This is a genomic window from Prevotella sp. 885 (genome assembly GCF_002265625.1).
GTDB lineage: Bacteria > Bacteroidota > Bacteroidia > Bacteroidales > Bacteroidaceae > Prevotella.
Map to the genome: position 1 here is coordinate 24,314 of NZ_NOVE01000026.1, position 18,330 is coordinate 42,643.

An 18,330-nucleotide genomic window follows, 5' to 3' on the forward strand; every position below is an offset into this window, starting at 1 on the left:
ACGAAACAAGGCAATGAAGAATATAATAAAAATGACATTGGCTGCGGCAGTGCTCGGCATTACAGCCAGTTGCACCGACCTGGACGTAGACGTGAAATCAAAATACACGGAATATCCCAATGATCCGGTTGCCATAGAGGGCAAGATGTCTGACGTCTACTACTCGTTCCGTCAGGCACTCGGCAACAACTATAACCGCGTGCAGACCTTCTCTTCTGACGAAGCTACGGGCGTGTCCTTCGGCACAGACTACTTTGACAAGGGCGAGAACATCCATCCCTCCATCCATAACTTCATGTCAGGCGACGACCCTGCAAACTATTGGACCGATCTGGCAAGCGGCATCACAAAGTGTAACAAGATTATAGAAGAATTTAAGGAGACTCCAAAGGTGGCAGCTCCTGCCCGCCTGATGCGCGCCTTCTATCACTTCATACTTATGGACAGCTACGGCGACGTGCCCGTGCTGGACCATCTGCCCGCTGACAATGAGGCTGTGGTGCGCAGCCCGCGTAAGGAGGTGGCTGAGTTTATTGAGAAAGAGGTGAAGGAATGCCTGCCAGACCTCTCGGACAAGAACGACGCTTCCACCTACGGCAAGCCGAACAAATGGATGGCTGAGGCGCTGCTCGTCAAGCTGTATATAAACTGGGGAGTGTATACCTGTGGCGACGTTACCAAGTATGACGTTGCCACAACAAAGAACAGCAAGCTGGACGAATGCGTGAAGTATTGCGACGACATCATCGGTAGCGGTCTGTTCAATCTGAACGACACGTACCGCAAGAAGTTTATGTTTGACAACGGTCCGCAGATAAAGGACTTCATCTACGCCATGCCTTACGACAAGGTAAGCGCACAGGGCTTGCTCTACGGTCGCTACCGCGCATTCCGCCGCATTGACGACGGCGACACACAGGGCTATTACGGCGGAAAGATGGGCAAGTCGTGCGCCGGCATTTGTGCCATGAACCCCGAATTTGCCGACCTGTTCTGTCTTGAGGGCGACGACCGCAACGATGCCGTACTCAAAGGAAAAGTGTTCATACACGACGCCATAACCGGCGAGGAGACTGACAAGCCTTACATATATAAAGGCACTCAGCTGGAACTTACAAAGACCATAACCCTGCAGGAAGGCGGACTGGCTACGCTCAACTGTGGTGCTACGCCGGACGGATGGCGTCAGGGCTATCGCTCCATCAAGTTCTATCCTAACCCGAATGAGTATAGCGCATACAACCGCTATCAGAGTAACGACGTGCCAATCTTCCGCTTCGCCGACATCATCCTCACAAAGGCAGAGGCTATAAAGCGCGGAGCCACCGCCACCAACGGCGACACCCCACAGTCGCTCTTCAATCAGATTCGCAGTTACGTGCATGCTCCCCTGCTCAACCACGATCCTTCGCTTCAGGAAATCCTCGACGAACGCGGTCGCGAATTCTTCGACGAGAACTGGCGCCGCAACGACATGATACGCTTCGGCACGTTCGAGAGCGAATACGGATTCCACAAACACAGCAATCCGGACGCACGCTTCGACAAGACATGCCGCATCCTGCCCGTCCCCGACGACATCCTCAAGGAGAATACCAACTGGGAACAGAATCCAGGATACAACAACTAATAATACTGCTTAATTCTTTATCAAGCCATCTGCATAGCCAAAGCCAATGCAGATGGCTTTTTTTATATCCTTCTTCATCATGAGTTACTTTATAAAATAAAAAAAGATATGCTGATTAGTTACAGATTCTTCTTTAACTTTCATGCCACCACATAATACTGATTATACCTGCACAAACTGCACCAATGAAAAACATAGAAGAAATAACATGCCAAACTGCATTATTCTTATGACTTTCAAATTTATGGAAATAGCCTATATATTCCTCATTTTTTTGACCCAAGTAATGGGTAAACAGTATAGAGATACCACAAGTGATTATAAGAAATATAAGGAAATGGGAATTCTGAATAGGAAATATTCTAAGTTTCTTAAAAATTGACAGAATAAGCATTTCATACGGAACAAATATAAAAGCTAATGTTCCTTCTGCACGCGCAATACCTATTCCTATTTTTATATCATAAAAAACCACTTCCATCGTTTTATGCACATTTTTTATATAGTGCTCCAACGTTGGATTATTTTTCTGAATATAGCCAAACGGATTCCAAAATATAGCCGTTTGCATACACGATTGACAAAAGGCCAAAGTATTCGCATCGGGATGCGATAACTCCATCTTTCTGCACAATATAGAGAATACAATAGTCTTATTACAAATAGTTTCATACCTAATAGACGTAATCTTCCAAAATACCGCAGCACTATAATTTAACATTTTTATCAGCATATAGACAACAAAAAGTTGTCCAAGATTTGACCATATCAGAAATTTTACTTGTCTTAGTGCTGCGAGTCAAAACAAATAAAATCCTAAATGACATAGCAAAAGTACAAAAAAAACTGGAATTCCAGTTCTTTTAGAGATTGTCTATGTGTCTACCTGTCCCGGCAAAACGATCTACAAATACAGATCTGATTCTTTTCACTTTACCACGAATAAAACAATTTGGGACACGATCATGATGTTCTTCATCAAAATCGATACCACAGGCACAAGTGTATGGTTTGTCCTTTTGTTGGCACAGTGATGCTCCAGCATCACTCATGATATAGTTTGGCGGTTAGTTTGCCTGACAATATTTGCATTTCTAATGCTCAATACTCCTCGTTCAGCGCACAACAAAATCTTTGGTGCGAAATTCTTGAGTTTTGAGCGTGCAGCGACAACATACTGACACTCTGTATATTACGCTACTAAGAAGAGAAGTGTGCAATGAATGACTGAGCTAAACAAGCCTCATAGGGTTGCAATAGCGCCACTTTTACACTACAATAGTGCCACTTTTATCATGCAATAGCGCCACTTTTACACTCTAATAGTGGCACTATTGGACTGTAATAGTGGCACTATTGTTAAGCATGAGTGCTGTTTGCACGGCAAAACACCGTAAAAACAGCAATTCAGAACTCTATAATCAATTTTTATTTTGTAACAAGTTTTTACTCTTTGTACGATATTTGCATGGCGGACGGCGGACGCCGTCCGAATTAGGAATTTTGAATTGATAGGACAAACATGTCTTCATGTCTTCTTGTCTAAAAACCATATCTCCATGTCTAAAAACCAAAGTTTTAGATTAAAAGGGTGTCACAATTCAATAAAATTGCCTAATTTTGCATTTTAAACAAAGCAAAATATCCATATTATAATGTCAAGAAAAAAGAAACCCCTACCTATACTTGAGAACGTGACCATTGAGGCTGTGGCTGCCGAAGGCAAATCTTTGGCGCATGTAAACGACATGGTGGTCTTCGTTCCTTTCACTGTGCCGGGCGACGTAGTGGACCTGCAAGTGCGCAAGAAGAAGCACAGCTACTGCGAGGCGGAGGTTATACGATTCATCAAGAAGAGTGAAGTACGCGAAGAACCGATGTGCCAGCATTTCGGTGTCTGCGGAGGATGCAAGTGGCAGAATCTGCCCTACGAGGAGCAGCTCAAAGCCAAGCAGAAGCAGGTGCACGACCAGCTGACACGCATCGGCAAGATAGAACTGCCGGAGTTTCGCCCCATCATGGGATCTGTGCATACCAAGGAATACCGCAACAAGCTGGAGTTCGGCTGCTGCAACAAGCGCTGGCTGACACGCGAGCAGATAGCAGAGGGCACGACGTTCGACAACATGAACGGCATCGGATTTCACATCACCGGAGCCTTCGACAAGATCCTGCCCATTGAGAAGTGCTGGCTGATGGACGACCTGCACAACAAGATTCGCAACGCCATACGCGACTATGCTTTCTCCACAGGCATGACCTTCTTCGACCTCAGACAGCAGCACGGTCTGCTGCGCGACATAATGATTCGTAACTCCAACACAGGAGAGTGGATGGTTCTCATCCAGTTCCATTACGACGAGGAGGGCGACGAGGAGCGTGCACACGGCCTGTTGCAGCACATAGCAGACAAGTTCCCTGAGATAACATCCCTTATGTATGTGGACAACCAGAAGTGTAACGACACATTCGGCGACCTCGACCTGTCCCTGTTCAAGGGCAACGACCACATTTACGAGACAATGGAGAACCTCCGCTTCAAGGTCGGTCCGAAGAGCTTCTATCAGACCAACACTGAGCAGGCTTACCACCTCTACTCTGTGGCTCGCGAATTTGCAGGGCTGACAGGCAACGAACTCGTGTACGACCTCTATACCGGAACCGGAACCATCGCCAACTTCGTGGCTCGTCAGGCTCGTCAGGTGGTAGGCATCGAGTATGTGCCGGAAGCCATCGAGGACGCCAAGGTGAACTCGCAGGTGAACAACATCCAGAACACCAAGTTCTATGCCGGCGATATGAAGGACATTCTCAACGATGAGTTTATCAAAGAGCACGGCAGACCCGACGTCATCATTACTGACCCTCCACGCGCCGGAATGCACTCAGACGTTATTGACACCATACTGCGTGCCCACCCGAAGCGCATCGTATACGTAAGCTGCAACCCTGCCACTCAGGCAAGAGACCTGCAGGCTCTCGATACAGACTACAAGGTGGTAGCCGTGCAGCCGGTGGACATGTTCCCTCATACACCACACGTAGAGAATGTAGTGTTGCTTGAGGAAAGAGCATAATGACAAACCAATAATTAAAATACTCTAATAATGAAAAAAATTGCATCTCTCGCACTTGCTGCCCTCGCTCTTACAAGTGCGTCGGCACAGGAAAACACACCGAAGCTGTCTGTCCTTAGCGACATAAAGTTCAGCGGTTACGTGATGTCGCAGTATCAATACACCGGCCAAGACTCAAAGGAAAGCAATTCCTTCAATATACGTATGGTGCGTATGGCACTTGAGGGCAGACTGATGAAAGACTTCTACTGGAAGGTGCAGCTCCAGGTGAACGGCAACACCTCAGACCTCGGATCGTCGCCGCGCATGGTGGATGCCTTCGCAGAATGGCAGAAGTATGAGGCTTTCAAGATAAAGGCGGGACAGTTTAAGCGCCCGTTCACCTTCGAAAACCCCATGCACCCCATCACACAGGGCTTTATGGGCTACTCGCAGAACGTCAGCAAGCTGGCAGGATTCAGCGACCGCACAGGCGAGCATGCCAGCAACGGACGCGATATAGGCGTGCAGATTCAGGGCGACCTTATCAAAAACGCAGCCGGACGCAACCTTCTGCATTATCAGGTGGGCGTGTTCAACGGACAGGGCACCAACCACAAGGACGTTGACCAGCGCAAGGATGTCATCGGTGGCATCTGGGTGTCACCCGTTAAGGGACTGCGCATCGGTGCGTTCGGATGGACAGGTTCGGCAGCCCGCAAGGGAACATGGGACGTGACCGACGCCAACCACAACGTGGTGAAAAACGAGGACGGCAGCGTGAAGACACATAGTGGCGTGCGATCGCTCTCGAAGAACCGCTATGCCTTCAGTGCGGAGTATGCAGCCAACGACTGGACGGTACGCTCTGAATATATACACAGCCAGGGTTATGGCTTCACGAAGAGCCTTACAAGCGGCAAGGAGACAGACTGTAACGTCAACTACGCAGCTGGCGATCAGGCAGACGGTTTCTATGCTCTTATGATAGCCCCGGTCATCAGCAAGAAGCTGTATGCCAAGGCTCGCTACGATCTCTATCGTCCACGCGCTGAATGGGGTACGTCAAGAACACAGTACGAAATTGGCGCCAACTACTGGATTGGCAAGTCTATAATGATAGGTGCAGAATATGCACGCATCAACGACCGCAGCCTCGCCAAGCCCGACTATAACATGATAGACGTAGAGTTCGACGTGAAGTTCTAAGAAGGACAGCATAGCGCCGGACCGGCAACAAAATCCTTAAACGATTTTTACTAAAACAAAACAATAAGAATGATTAACAACAAGTATTTGCTTTCAGCCTTGTTTACTGTTGCCTGCGGAACCTCCACTATGGCACAGGAAGAGGCTTTCGACCTGACATCGCAACGCGGTGAGAAACAGGACGTGAACGTGGTGCCGGGAAAGAAGCTCGACCACCAGGGCATCGTCGTAAACCCAACACCACACAACTTAGACATCGACCGCCAGAACTGGATCTCTTTTGAAAACGGACTGAACATTCAGGACAAGCAGAAGCGCTTCGCTGACGACCTGGCTTTCCTGAAGCAGTACAAGGGCTTTCGCCTTACCATCGACTTCGGCGAGAAGCAGGCAAAGAAAGCAGGCTTGAAGAAATTGGTGTCAGGAGCTTATCTCCTCACCGTCAATGGCAAGGGCATAAACATCGTGGGCTATGACGAGCGTGGTGCCTTCTATGCCATCCAGACCATGAAGCAGATTCTGGCTTCTCCGGCTGCGGAGGGCAAGATGCACCTGCCTTACCTCACCTGCAACGACTATCCCGACCTGCCCCTGCGTGGCGTAGTGGAGGGATTCTACGGTACACCATGGTCGCATCAGGTGCGCCTGTCGCTCATCGACTATTATGGACGCAACAAGCTGAACGAATACGTGTACGGACCGAAGGACGATCCTTACCACAGCTCACCCAACTGGCGCAAGCCCTACCCTGCCGACCAGGCACGTAACATCCACGAACTGGTGGAGGCATGCCGCCGCAACCGCGTTGACTTCGTATGGGCCATCCATCCGGGCAAGGACATTAAGTGGAACGAGGAGGACTATCAGAACCTCGTAAACAAGTTCAACGATATGTACGACCTCGGCGTACGTTCATTCGCCATCCACTTTGACGACATCGAGGGAGAAGGAACCGACTCGAACAAGCAGGTTGACCTTCTGAATCGTCTTAACAAGGAGTTTGTGCAAGCTAAGGGTGACGTATCGCCTCTCGTGGTTTGCCCCACAGACTACTCACAGCTCTGGGCCAACCCGAAGGAGGACGGACAGCTCGCCATCTACGGCAAGCGTCTCGACCCGTCCATCAACGTTTTCTGGACAGGTGCAGTGGTATGCTCTGACCTTACAAAGGAAACTCTCGACTTCGTTGACTCACGCATCAAGCGTCCGGCATACTATTGGTGGAACTTCCCCGTTACTGACTATGCTCGTCACATCATCATGCAGGGTCCTGCCTACGGACTGGAGAATGACATCACGGACAAGATGACTTGCGGTGTGCTCTCTAACCCGATGGAGCACGGAGAGGCATCGAAGCTGGCTCTCTACGGCGTGGCAGACTATAACTGGAACGTGGCAGCATACAATGCCATCGACAACTGGGAGCGCGGCCTCGTAGACCTCACACCTGAGGCACATGACGCTTACCGCACCTTCGCCATCCACTCATGCGACACTGAGACTGGATATCGCCGCGACGAATCGTGGGAGACAAAGACATTCCGCCTCGCTGACTTCTCACAGAAGGCTTATGACGACCTTTACGCTGAGTTCGACAGAGTGGAGAAGTCGAAGTCAACAATGGAGCGCGACTGCAAGAATCAGTTGCTGCTTAATGAATTGAAGCCTTGGCTGGTTGAGTTTGAGAAGCTCGGCAAGCGTGGCAAGCAGACTCTCGAGCTGATGCAGACATACCGTGGCGGCGACAACGCCAAGTTCTGGAACGGATACATCCGCAACCGCATGACCCATGACGACCGTGCCGCTTACGAGAAGCACAAGTCGGGCACTATGGCTCTGCAGCCGTTCTATGAGAACGCCATGGACGACATGTCAGCAGCATTCTTCAAGAATCTCACAGGTGAGGTGCCGGCATTCTACAAGGGTGTAGGCTCATACCCCACTCTCGCTACAACACAGAACAAGCTGATGTTCGACAACGACTCCACCACTTTCTACCATAATGGAAGAAGCCAGGAGACAGGCGACTGGGTTGGTGCTGACCTTGGAGCTGTGCGTAAGGTTAGAGAGGTGAAGATTCTGCAGGGACGCAACTCCGTGGACGACGTAGACTACTTCGACAACACCATCCTCGAAGCTTCTGCCGACGGCAAGACATGGAAGGCATTGACCGGAGAACTGGCGAAGACATACATCATCCACTGGAAGGGTGAGCCTGTGGACGCCCGCTATGTGCGCATCCGTAAGTTGCAGTCTGACAAGAAGAGCTGGATAGCCGTTCGTGAGTTTATGGTCAACCCCACAACTCCCGAGAGCCTTCCCTTCACAGTCAGCGCCACAAACACAGAGGCAGCCATGTTCGGTTTTGACAAGAACCCGTGCACATCGTTCAAGAGCGAGGGCAAGCTGACGTTCGGCGTTGAGGCAGGCAAAACTTCTTACACAATGTTGCTCGACGTTAAGCCTAACAGCGGCGTGAAGTTCAACCAGTATAACAAGAAGGGTAAGCTGCTTTCTTCAACAGAGATTGACAACTCGTTCTTCACCACTACTCTCACAAAGGGTGCCGTGAAGGCAGAGATAGAAGGAAACGTGGAAGTGTTTGAGATTATCGCTAAGTAAAGCATCTCACACACTTATATAATACAATAAACCGAAGAATCCCCATGGACGGCTGCTGCGTGCAGTCTGCGTCCATGGGGATATTGGTTTCAAATCAAACTGTATGGATAAGGATATTATAAAGAAAATCAACGAGTTGGGCAGCACCGGCGACCCGTTTCTATTCGTCATCAGCTATGACGGCACGAAGGCGTACGTCCGAAAACTCTCTGACATAAATCCAGAAGATTGCCTCTACGATTTCGACGGCAAGACTAACATCAATGAAAAGACCGCATCTCCGCTTACGTCCAAGATAACATGGGAGGTGGACGCACCACAGTATGAGGAATACGAAAAGAGCTTCGATATAGTGAAGCGTAACATGTTGGCAGGCAATAGTTATCTTGCCAATCTCACTTGCAGAGTGCCCGTGCGCTGCAATCTCTCCCTTCACGAAATATTCCTCCGTTCCAAAGGAAAGTATAAGCTTCTGATGAACGACTTTGCCGACAATATAGGCAACTTCGTTTGTTTCTCTCCAGAGAAATTCCTTCAGATAAGAGACGGAAGAATATTCTCATATCCGATGAAGGGGACCATTGACGCTTCATTGCCAAATGCGGAAAAGAAGCTTATGAACGACGAGAAGGAAGCAGCCGAACACGCCACCATCGTTGACCTGATACGCAACGACCTGAGCAGAGTGGCGTCCAACGTTAGAGTGGACAAATACCGTTATGTTGACGTTCTCCACACCAATAAGGGCGACATACTGCAGACAAGTTCGGAGATTAGCGGCAAACTGCCAGACGACTATACACACCACATCGGCGACATCATCGCAGCGCAACTGCCTGCTGGTAGCATTACGGGAGCTCCAAAGAAGAAGACATGTCAGATTATTGACGAGGCAGAAACCTATAAGCGCGGATTCTATACCGGCGTGATGGGAATATACGAGAACGGAACGCTCAATTCCGCCGTGATGATACGCTTCGTGGAACAGGAAAAGGACGGTATGGCATTCAAGGCAGGAGGCGGCATAACCTCACAAAGCCAATGCAGAAAGGAGTATGAGGAAGTGCTGCAGAAGGTTTATCTTCCCATTACGGAATAAATGTCCGATTACATAGCAACAATACACATTATATATATATTATGTCGCAGCAATTTGTTGAAACCATAAAGATAAAAGACGGAAAGGCCATGAACCTTTCCTGTCATCAGGCAAGGATGGAACGGACCGTCAGTCATTTCTTTAAAGGACAAGCAGTCCCGAACCTCAATGACATACTTTCGCCCACAGCTGATATGCACTTCTATAAAGCGAGAGTGGTATACGGCAAAGGAGGCATAGAGGATGTGCAGTACGCTCCTTACACAATGCGCACTATCAAGTCATTAAAGGTGGTAAGGGACGACACGGTGGATTATTCATTCAAGAGCACCGACCGAACAGACCTCAACCGACTGGTCAGTATGAAAGGTGACAGCGACGAGATAATCATCGTGAAGAACGGTCTGGTGACCGACACCTCGTTCACCAACATCGCCGTATACGACGGCGATGTATGGTTAACGCCCAAACAACCATTGCTTATGGGCACCAAACGTGCACAGTTGCTTGGGGAAGGAAAGCTGAAAGAGGCAGACATAACTTTGGAGCAACTCATGAAAGCCGAGAAAGTGAGTCTGATAAATGCAATGATTGAGTTGGGTGAGCGAGAGATTGCCATAAACAACATCTGCTTATAAGTTCAATCTCAGCAACATCCGTTTATGAAATTCCTGATGATGGTCCTTCCCTCCGGGGTAAGGATCGATTCAGGATGGAACTGTATGCCGTGCACATCATAACGGCGATGCTTCAGTGCCATAACCTGTCCCTCATCGCTAACAGCTGTCACCTCCAGCTCGGCAGGAAAGCCCTCTTTACCTACCACCCATGAATGGTAACGCCCCACCTTAATGCTGTCTGACAGATTGTCAAAGATATAGTCAGAAGCTACTATTCGGACGCTCGACTGTATGCCATGGAAAACTGTATTCAGATTATATATTTCTGCTCCAAACACTTCACCTATCGCCTGTTCGCCCAAGCAAACACCAAGGATTGGCTTCGTCGGTGCATATCGTCGGATGACAGCTTTGAGAAGCCCAGCCTCATCGGGAACACCGGGACCAGGAGACAGCACTATCTTGTCGAAACGCTCCACGTCGTCAATATCGAACTGGTCGTTTCGCCAAACAGTAACTTCCACATCTTCCCCGCCCTCCTCTTCGAGATATTGAGAAAGGTTGTATGTGAATGAGTCGTAATTGTCAATAAGTAGTATGTTCATGATATTTATTTTGTGCAAAGTTATTACTTTGTTTCTGAACAATCAAGACAATACATTAAAATATCATAAAAATATTTGTCCTTATTCATATTTACTTGTATCTTTGCATTATCAGCATTATATTTGCAATATATTAGCAGAACCATTCTAATGAATCAGAAGCTATGGGATACAACATAACAATAACAGCAATAGCGGTACTTATAACTATCGCAATTATCTATTTTTCACTCCAACACAAGAACAAGCTAAAGACAGCCAACATAACCAATAGTACGAACAAGACCGACACATCAGACGCTGACAACTCGTCAGCAGCTTATGCAGGAATGAAGCCTCGTGAGCTATGCAAAGCCATCTTACACGACCTTAACTGCAAGACAGAAGAGGATGAGGAGGAAGGCAGCGACCGCTTGGCATTCAAGTTTCAGGGAGAGACTTTCTGCATCATCGTTTCGGACGATTGCCTGCTTGCCACCATCTACGACTTCTCGTGGGGCAGCGTAGAACTGGACGACATTGATGAGGTGTCACGGTTGAGAAAGATAATAAACGAAATCAACTTCCAATACGGCGGTCATACTCTGTTCTACACTATGGACACGGACAACAACCGTATGGTGGTGCATACGAAGCGACAGATATTGCTGACACCAGAGATTCCAAATCTCGACAACTACATGACGGCTATGCTTAGCGGATTCTTCGAAGTGCAGCGTGCTATGGCGCATGAGCTGGACAAGGAGAGAATGAAAAAGAAAGCCTAAACAAAGATAAACATTCACATCAAATACACTTTTCGATATGGAACAGGATTTGACTTTTTTCGACACTAACGGACTGACATCTACGTCCGCCAATCACATTGCTAACCTCGCCAAGGAGTATGTGCAGGCACAAACACAAGAGTTGGAGAACGTGGAGTTCTTCAATAGCTACCTCACCATCATCGGTTCCGACAAGGAGCAACGCGTGCAGCACGGATGGGACAAAGAGCAGATGCAGGGTATAGCAGACAGACTGCGCAGCATCTCACTCACCAACTCGCTCATAGCATGGCTGCGTGAGGCTATAAAACTTCGCTCAAAGATGCTATCCGACCTCCATGATATGGAAATGGAAGACTACTGCAAGGAGAAGAAAATAGATATGCCGGAACAGCCTTCTATGGAAACGCTGATGACACGCGAGGAGCAGATAGCTACGCTTTCCGTGAAAGACCGTGCACGCATCCTCTCTTTGGAAGCCAAGGCAGCTGCTTTCGGCAAGTTCATACATCCTGACGGTCACCTCTCTGAGGCACGCAAGGAATATATGAAGATAATGTGTCAGGAGGCTGAGATAGACGGTAGCGGACGCGACACCTTGCTTTATCGCCATGAACCAAGCGTGGAACTGAAAGACTTGGAGGGTTGTTTCTTCGCTCTGCAAAGCGAATATCGCAAGGCTCAGGCAGAGCTTAACGGATATAACCACTCCATTGACGAGGCTCTACGTGAAGACGAGGAGCGTAAGCGTGGTGAGTATAACATAAAGAACGCCGACTATCTCGTGGAAATGGCGAAGCTTGAGAAAGACTTCACCGTATATAAAGATACGGAACAGAAGCGCATCTCACGCCTCAAGATTGTCATTCCCAACGACTTGCGCGAGATTTACGAGACTGTGGCTGGTCTTGGAAAGGAAGAAGAATAAGGATAAAGCCAGTCCTTAACAAACATACGGCGGCGGGTAACCGAAGACTGAACGCTTGTCGGGAAACTTCGGCGTATGCACCATACACGGTGTCTCCTCAAATGAAATATATATAAATAAGGGTTCAAGAAAACTGAGAATTTAATCAAAAAATTTCGCACGCGGCACCGCACATATAAAAGACAGCTATGAAGCCTTGACGGGCTGAGCATGATTTTGTTTTTGAAAAGGTGTGCGTGCGGTTCTCGATCTTGATATGGTTCTTGTTTTCGTGACACCGTAAAAAGTGCAGCTCGCCGTTTTTTAGTTGAGAGTTGAAAGTTTAGGGTTGAGAGTTATGATATGTTATATAGGTAATCATAACTCTCAACCCTAAACTTTCAACTCTCAATCATTTTACATTAAATCCTGTTATTTCCACATACGTGGGCAAGGAACGGGTGTCTGCCGGACTCCATTCCACTCTTACCGTGCGCGTTTCGCCCGGCATGAGATGGAAATAATTGTCCTCGTACGACACGGGCAGTACTTGCTCGCCGTCTTTCGCCTTAAGATTCAGACGTATCATCATTGCAGGAGTGTCGGTTTCGTTGGCGATGGTTACGTCACAACGGTTTCCGTCACGCACCACATCAGTCTTAAGACTTACCTTTGGCAGAGAGCGAAGCTGCATAAGATTGCCCTCCTCGTTTCCAATAACATAGAAATTGTCAGAGACACGACGACCTTCAGCATCATCGAGCACAAGTCTTATGAAGCGTACGTCAGTCGGCTGTCCACCTGCCAGACTGTCAACGTGGAGCGAAGGAAGCGTCAGCGTTGTGTCAGCGTCACAGCAAAGCGAAGCCTCAACAGACGAAACTACACGTCCAAGGACATCGAGAATGTCACGACGAGCCTTCATTTCCTTATGAGCCTCAGCCGTAATGTTCACTACCTCCACATCACGCGTAAGCGCATTCCACTGAATATGAAGCGGTTCGCAAGCCTTACGACAAGCGAAGAAGGCTGCTGTTGGCTCCATCCAGTAGTCGTAACACTGCCAAACCTGCGAAGGCCAGCACGAATGACTCATCCAGATAAGCAATCCCTGACGACACGTCGAGCTTGACTCGAACATGGCACGATAGCCGTCGTAATTTATCCATTGTGCCAAGCTGCCAAACTCACGTGCATCAGCCGGCTTGCCAAATGCACGCTCCATCATGGCATTAAACGTAGCACCACGCTGTGCTCCACGCTGTGTGAAGTCGTGTCGTCCCCACTCTTCCGACTGCGGCCACAAAGCTTCAGGCGAGAAAGTACGCGCCAATCCCTCGTATGTCATCACATTGGGCATGCCACGCTCGGTATGGAGCTTTCCGGTCTGCTTGGAGAAGTAAGTCTTAGCCGGTTCAGCCCAATAAGGACCGTGACCGCTGACTCCCTCGTCAGCAGAACTTGGGATGTAGAGCATGCCAGGATTAGCATCGTCCACAAGACTCTTCAGCGACGCATTCAGTGCAGCAGGAGGATATCCCTCGTTTCGTCCACAGTAGAGAGCGATGCTGGGATGGCGACGCATACGACGAGTAAAGTCTGACGCATTATGCATAAACAGGGCGTTATCGTCAGGATCGGGTCCGTCGCAAGGATTGGCAAGCCAGAAGTCCTGCCATACCATTATGCCGTTACGGTCGCAGGCATCATAAAATTCCTCGTCTCCAATCTGACCCACCCAGTTGCGTATCATATTGAAGTTCATCTGCCTGTGATATCCTACAGTTATGTCATACTCGCGCTTACGATAGAGAAGATTATGCTCGCTGAAGCCCCAGTTGCCTCCAAGCGGCACGAATCGCTTACCGTTTATCCACATCTGCAGTTTCTTGTCAGCGCCCTCATAAGTCATCTGTCTGATACCTGCACGATAATCTGTTCTGACCTTTTCGCCGCCATCAGGCACAAACTCATAGCCTGCATCATACATATACGGCTCGCCATAACCGTTCGGCCACCAAAGGCGCATGCGCTGTTCACGCAATTGGGCGTATTCTTCAGGAGCGAACACCACTTCCTTTTCCTCGCCCTGTGCCATATCCACACGTTTCTCAAACGCTATATCGCCAATCCAGCCACGCAGTTTTCCAGATACAGCACGCGCCTCATTATTCATAAGAATGACACGCGGAGTGATGGTAGCTGCCGTATCGGGCAAAGCCAATGACGTAGAAACGAGCGGATCCGAAATCGTTACCAGTCCCTCAGCAGAAAGAAATACATCGTTCCATATACCAGTTTCACGACCACGTACAGAGGAAATCCAGTCCCATCCTATACTTGCGTGGAACGTCGGATTGTCTGCACCAAGCATTCCTCCGTTAATATCTGTAGTGGCATACGTCTTCTCCTTTGTTCCTCCGATATTGTCCGGCTTGATTACCTCCACCGCCAATACATTGGTTCCCTCACGAAGCATGTCCGTAATGTCGGTGCGTGATCGCATGAAAGCACCCTCTATGCGGTTAATGCGCTTGCCATTGAGGAAGACATTAGCCTTCCAGTTTATTCCATCAAAACACAAGAAGACATGCTTGTCTTTCATCTTTTCGGGCACGGAGAACGTACGACGATACCAGAAGTTGCTGTTAAAGAATGATTCAGAGGCGTTCTCCAGGTTGTCAGCCACATTCGGGTCGGGCAAAGCGCCGATGTTCACATAGCTCATAAGTGCCGTTCCCGGTACTGTTGCCGTAATCCATCCGTTGCCGTCCGTCTTGGAAGAAGATATATTCTCTCCCTTGTCCGTTGCTTCGGCACGTTTAAGAAGCCAGTCGCCACCATGAAGCGGCAGCCTGTTGCCGTCCATTCCTGCAGCCACATGGGGCACCACCTCATATCCGCCACGTCCTATCACGTTGATCTCGCTAAGGACATATCTGCCAGAAGACGTAGGACGCGTCATACCTATACGCACATAACGTCCATTGGCTCCCTTTGTCTTTATCTTGTCCACGGCGTTCTTTCCACCAGGCAGAGCAGCCACAACCGTCCAGTTCTTACCGTCGTCGCTCATCTCCACACGTCCTTCCAACGCTTTCTCTATCCAGTTCAGCTCCACTCTTTCCACGGGTTGCGTACGTCCGAGGTCTACCTCCACCCATTGATTGCCTCCTCCGTCACTCATCCATGCGCTACCGAAACAGGCTGCAGTGAGAAGTTGCGAGGTAAGCGAGCGTCCCTCAAGGCAGGGCATAAACTCGAACACCGTCCAGTGGGCTGCACCTTTCATCGTCAACTGAAGGCGAAGTCCACTAAAACTAAAGCCACCGTCCACCGGCAAAGTCACCACGACATCACGCGTGGGAAGCATCTCGCGTTCCGTCTGCTTATTAGGATCCGAATGCTCCACATAATGCGATTGCTTGCCGGGCAGCGACTGACCTTCCATGGTTGCCACTGCATGCCACTTTCTCTCCTTGCCAGTTCCGTCCGAAGCCAATACACGAATGGCATAATTGCCGTCCGCCAGCTTAGGGTCGTAAGCCACGTTAAGTCTTACGCGCACACTATCGGCTCGGAACAAAGCACCCGTCCACTCATAATTAAGATATGTATCAGCGCCATAAACAGTATTGCGCGAATACATTCCTCCGTCAATCGCCCACTCACGCTCACGACGCGGCAACAGTCCGTCAGGCGTACTGACGAAAAGCGTCGGCACGGCAGAACGGCTGACAATGCCGTCAGTAACGAGTTGAGGAGTCAGACAGAAGTCGAACGATGATGACGCACGCACTGGACGGCGCAACGCCAGATTCGTAACGACATCCGTCTCACGCAGCATTGGAGCGAAATTCTCAGCTGGATTTCCCGGATAGCGTCCAATGCCACGAGTATTGTCGTCCGCCATTGCGGTCATAGCTACGGACATTCCGATAGCACCGGACAGACACAGTTTCTGCATTATATTCATTGTTTAAGGTATTTATTATTATATAAATAAGTTTTATTATTTACGTTTACTGTTCTTGTTAGGTTTTCTTCTGATTTTGAGTCCGGTTATCAGACTCCATACAGCAGCCATTCCCATCACGAGCACGAAGACATACGTGGCAATGTTGCCGATAAACAGTCGTCCGCTATGGGCCTCCAATGCCACATTCCATAACGACATCGGTAGCCTGTTCATCCACGATGGCTGCTGAAGCAAGGATGTACCCTTATCATATTCCACGACAATGCCGTCATGCCTACCTCCGACAATGATGTCGTCAGTAAATCCCGATACTGCCGTCTTGCCGAACGGCGCACCGGCAGACTTGGGTGCAGGCTGATGCGTGAAATAATCGGTTGACGTAGATGTCTGACGGTCCCATACAAACATACCGCTGAACGAACCGCACAACCACTTGCCGCCCTCCTTCTCTCTCTGCAACACATTCAGCCCCATAACGCTCACAGGCGGTGCATCGGAGATACGCTGCGGAACCGGATGCTGTATGTCCTTGCCCAGCGAGAAGAATCCTTCTGATGTAGAAACCATCCAGTCTCCCGCCGCTTCATCATAGCGCACCATGCGCAGACGGTCGTTCCAGGCATTGCAGCTATGCTGTATGGTGCCGGGTACGGCTGGCACACGGCTGAGCGCAAGCGGTATCATCATTGGCGGACGAAGCATCCATCCTGTCACACATATTAACAATGTAAGGACGATGGTCTTTCTTCCTATTATGTCATGCCAGGACAGAAGCGTCTTCAGCGCCCGTCCTTTCAGACGCTTCAGACTCTGCCTTACCGAAATCTTGGCTGTCAGCCAGAACGCCAGACCCGTAACACATATTATAATAAGGATAACGGAGATAACGTCTACGATTATTACACCTACCGTTCCAAACAACTCGCCACTATGAAGCAGCCACACCGTACGAAACAGCGACACCTTGCCATCATAGCCCGATGGCGCAGGTATCTCCACCCTCCGGAACGTCCTGTAAGGAGCCGTAGCCACGTAAACGTACGACCGGCTAAGCACCACAAGAGTGTCGCCACGTGAAGTAACGTCAGTCAGACGCTCCTCTTCTCCAGTCGGCAACGCCACGTGATGCCAACGATGACGCCCGTCCGTACGGTAAAGACCATATTGCGACACGGCAAAAAACTCATGCGAGGATTTCTGCCCTGCCCCATAACTCACTCCTGCCATGCCACGCATCTGGCGCATATCAGCCCCTTGTGGCAGTCCTTCATTCATACTTACAAACGACGATGCCACGGTATCGGTAAGGAAAACACCCGCCGAACCATACACCGCCACCCTTCCGTCGTCCATTCGGCAAGTGCCACGCAGCAGTCCGCTGTTCCATTGCTTAATCTCATATCGCGACGGCAGCATGCCCCTGCTAACGTCTATGCCACTTATAGCGTGACGATGGTTGAGCAAAATGCCTGATACGCAGAACACAATAAGGAAAAATCCCATGACTATGCCGAACCACTTATGATGTTTGCGAAAAGTAGATCTGAGCATACATTTATTTGATTATTATGTTATCTGTTTTCATCTTTTTATGTAGCATACAACGATGCTTTCAGTTTGCAATACAAAATTAATCAAAAAAAAGCGCATAATAAACATGTCTCCACTTGTTCCATATCAATAAAACGCATAAAAATGTGAAAACTTGCCATTATTGTTTTCGCAAACAAACAAAACCTCATACCTTTGCAACGTCAAAAGGTTAATAGATTGTTTAGGTTAGTAGTAATAGATTTAGGTTTTTAGTTATTAGGTTTAAGGTAAATTAGAACGATT

Annotated in this window: 12 protein-coding genes; 8 read left to right on the plus strand and 4 right to left on the minus strand. The window is 48.9% G+C overall.

Annotated elements, in window-relative coordinates; all coding sequences use genetic code 11:
- Positions 1 to 13 precede the first annotated feature (13 nt).
- Positions 14 to 1,630, plus strand: a complete 1,617-nt coding sequence (locus CHL74_RS08920; RefSeq protein ID WP_094880816.1) for a RagB/SusD family nutrient uptake outer membrane protein — start codon at positions 14 to 16, stop codon at positions 1,628 to 1,630.
- A 133-nt stretch (positions 1,631 to 1,763) separates the two neighbouring features.
- On the opposite strand, the gene CHL74_RS08925 is transcribed toward CHL74_RS08920, so the two are convergent.
- A complete protein-coding gene (locus CHL74_RS08925; protein WP_141241280.1) occupies positions 1,764 to 2,252 on the minus strand; it encodes a hypothetical protein in 489 nt (162 codons plus the stop codon).
- Positions 2,253 to 3,285: 1,033 nt separating this feature from the next.
- Here CHL74_RS08925 and rlmD point away from each other — a divergent pair.
- From rlmD to CHL74_RS08950, 5 genes are all read left to right on the plus strand, one after another.
- Positions 3,286 to 4,707 (plus strand): 23S rRNA (uracil(1939)-C(5))-methyltransferase RlmD, encoded by a 1,422-nt coding sequence (gene rlmD, locus CHL74_RS08930; protein ID WP_094880818.1) that lies wholly within the window; start codon positions 3,286 to 3,288, stop codon positions 4,705 to 4,707.
- A 30-nt stretch (positions 4,708 to 4,737) separates the two neighbouring features.
- On the plus strand, positions 4,738 to 5,895 hold the full coding sequence (locus CHL74_RS08935) for a porin (RefSeq protein WP_094880819.1): 1,158 nt from the start codon (positions 4,738 to 4,740) through the stop codon (positions 5,893 to 5,895).
- A gap of 69 nt (positions 5,896 to 5,964) precedes the next feature.
- Entirely contained in the window at positions 5,965 to 8,517 is a 2,553-nt protein-coding gene (locus CHL74_RS08940) for a beta-N-acetylglucosaminidase domain-containing protein (protein ID WP_176452211.1), read from the plus strand.
- A 103-nt stretch (positions 8,518 to 8,620) separates the two neighbouring features.
- A complete protein-coding gene (locus tag CHL74_RS08945; protein ID WP_094880821.1) occupies positions 8,621 to 9,616 on the plus strand; it encodes an aminodeoxychorismate synthase component I in 996 nt (331 codons plus the stop codon).
- Between the two features lie 41 nt (positions 9,617 to 9,657).
- Positions 9,658 to 10,254 carry an aminotransferase class IV family protein gene (locus CHL74_RS08950; protein WP_094880822.1) on the plus strand — a complete coding sequence of 199 codons (597 nt, stop codon included), beginning with the start codon at positions 9,658 to 9,660 and terminating at the stop codon, positions 10,252 to 10,254.
- An 8-nt stretch (positions 10,255 to 10,262) separates the two neighbouring features.
- On the opposite strand, the gene CHL74_RS08955 is transcribed toward CHL74_RS08950, so the two are convergent.
- A complete protein-coding gene (locus CHL74_RS08955) occupies positions 10,263 to 10,841 on the minus strand; it encodes an anthranilate synthase component II (RefSeq protein ID WP_094880823.1) in 579 nt (192 codons plus the stop codon).
- Between the two features lie 164 nt (positions 10,842 to 11,005).
- On the opposite strand from CHL74_RS08955, the gene CHL74_RS08960 reads away from it, so the two are divergent.
- A complete protein-coding gene (locus CHL74_RS08960; protein WP_094880824.1) occupies positions 11,006 to 11,608 on the plus strand; it encodes a hypothetical protein in 603 nt (200 codons plus the stop codon).
- Positions 11,609 to 11,645: 37 nt separating this feature from the next.
- The gene (locus CHL74_RS08965) at positions 11,646 to 12,536 is read left to right on the plus strand and encodes a hypothetical protein (protein ID WP_094880825.1); all 891 of its coding nucleotides are present in this window, start codon (positions 11,646 to 11,648) and stop codon (positions 12,534 to 12,536) included.
- Positions 12,537 to 12,927: 391 nt separating this feature from the next.
- On the opposite strand, the gene CHL74_RS08970 is transcribed toward CHL74_RS08965, so the two are convergent.
- Together CHL74_RS08970 and CHL74_RS08975 are read right to left on the minus strand one after the other, a co-directional pair.
- Positions 12,928 to 16,482, minus strand: coding sequence for a glycosyl hydrolase 2 galactose-binding domain-containing protein (locus CHL74_RS08970; RefSeq protein ID WP_254923255.1), 3,555 nt, complete (start codon positions 16,480 to 16,482; stop codon positions 12,928 to 12,930).
- A 45-nt stretch (positions 16,483 to 16,527) separates the two neighbouring features.
- The gene (locus CHL74_RS08975; protein WP_094880827.1) at positions 16,528 to 18,045 is read right to left on the minus strand and encodes a PepSY domain-containing protein; all 1,518 of its coding nucleotides are present in this window, start codon (positions 18,043 to 18,045) and stop codon (positions 16,528 to 16,530) included.
- Between the last annotated feature and the right edge of the window lie 285 nt (positions 18,046 to 18,330).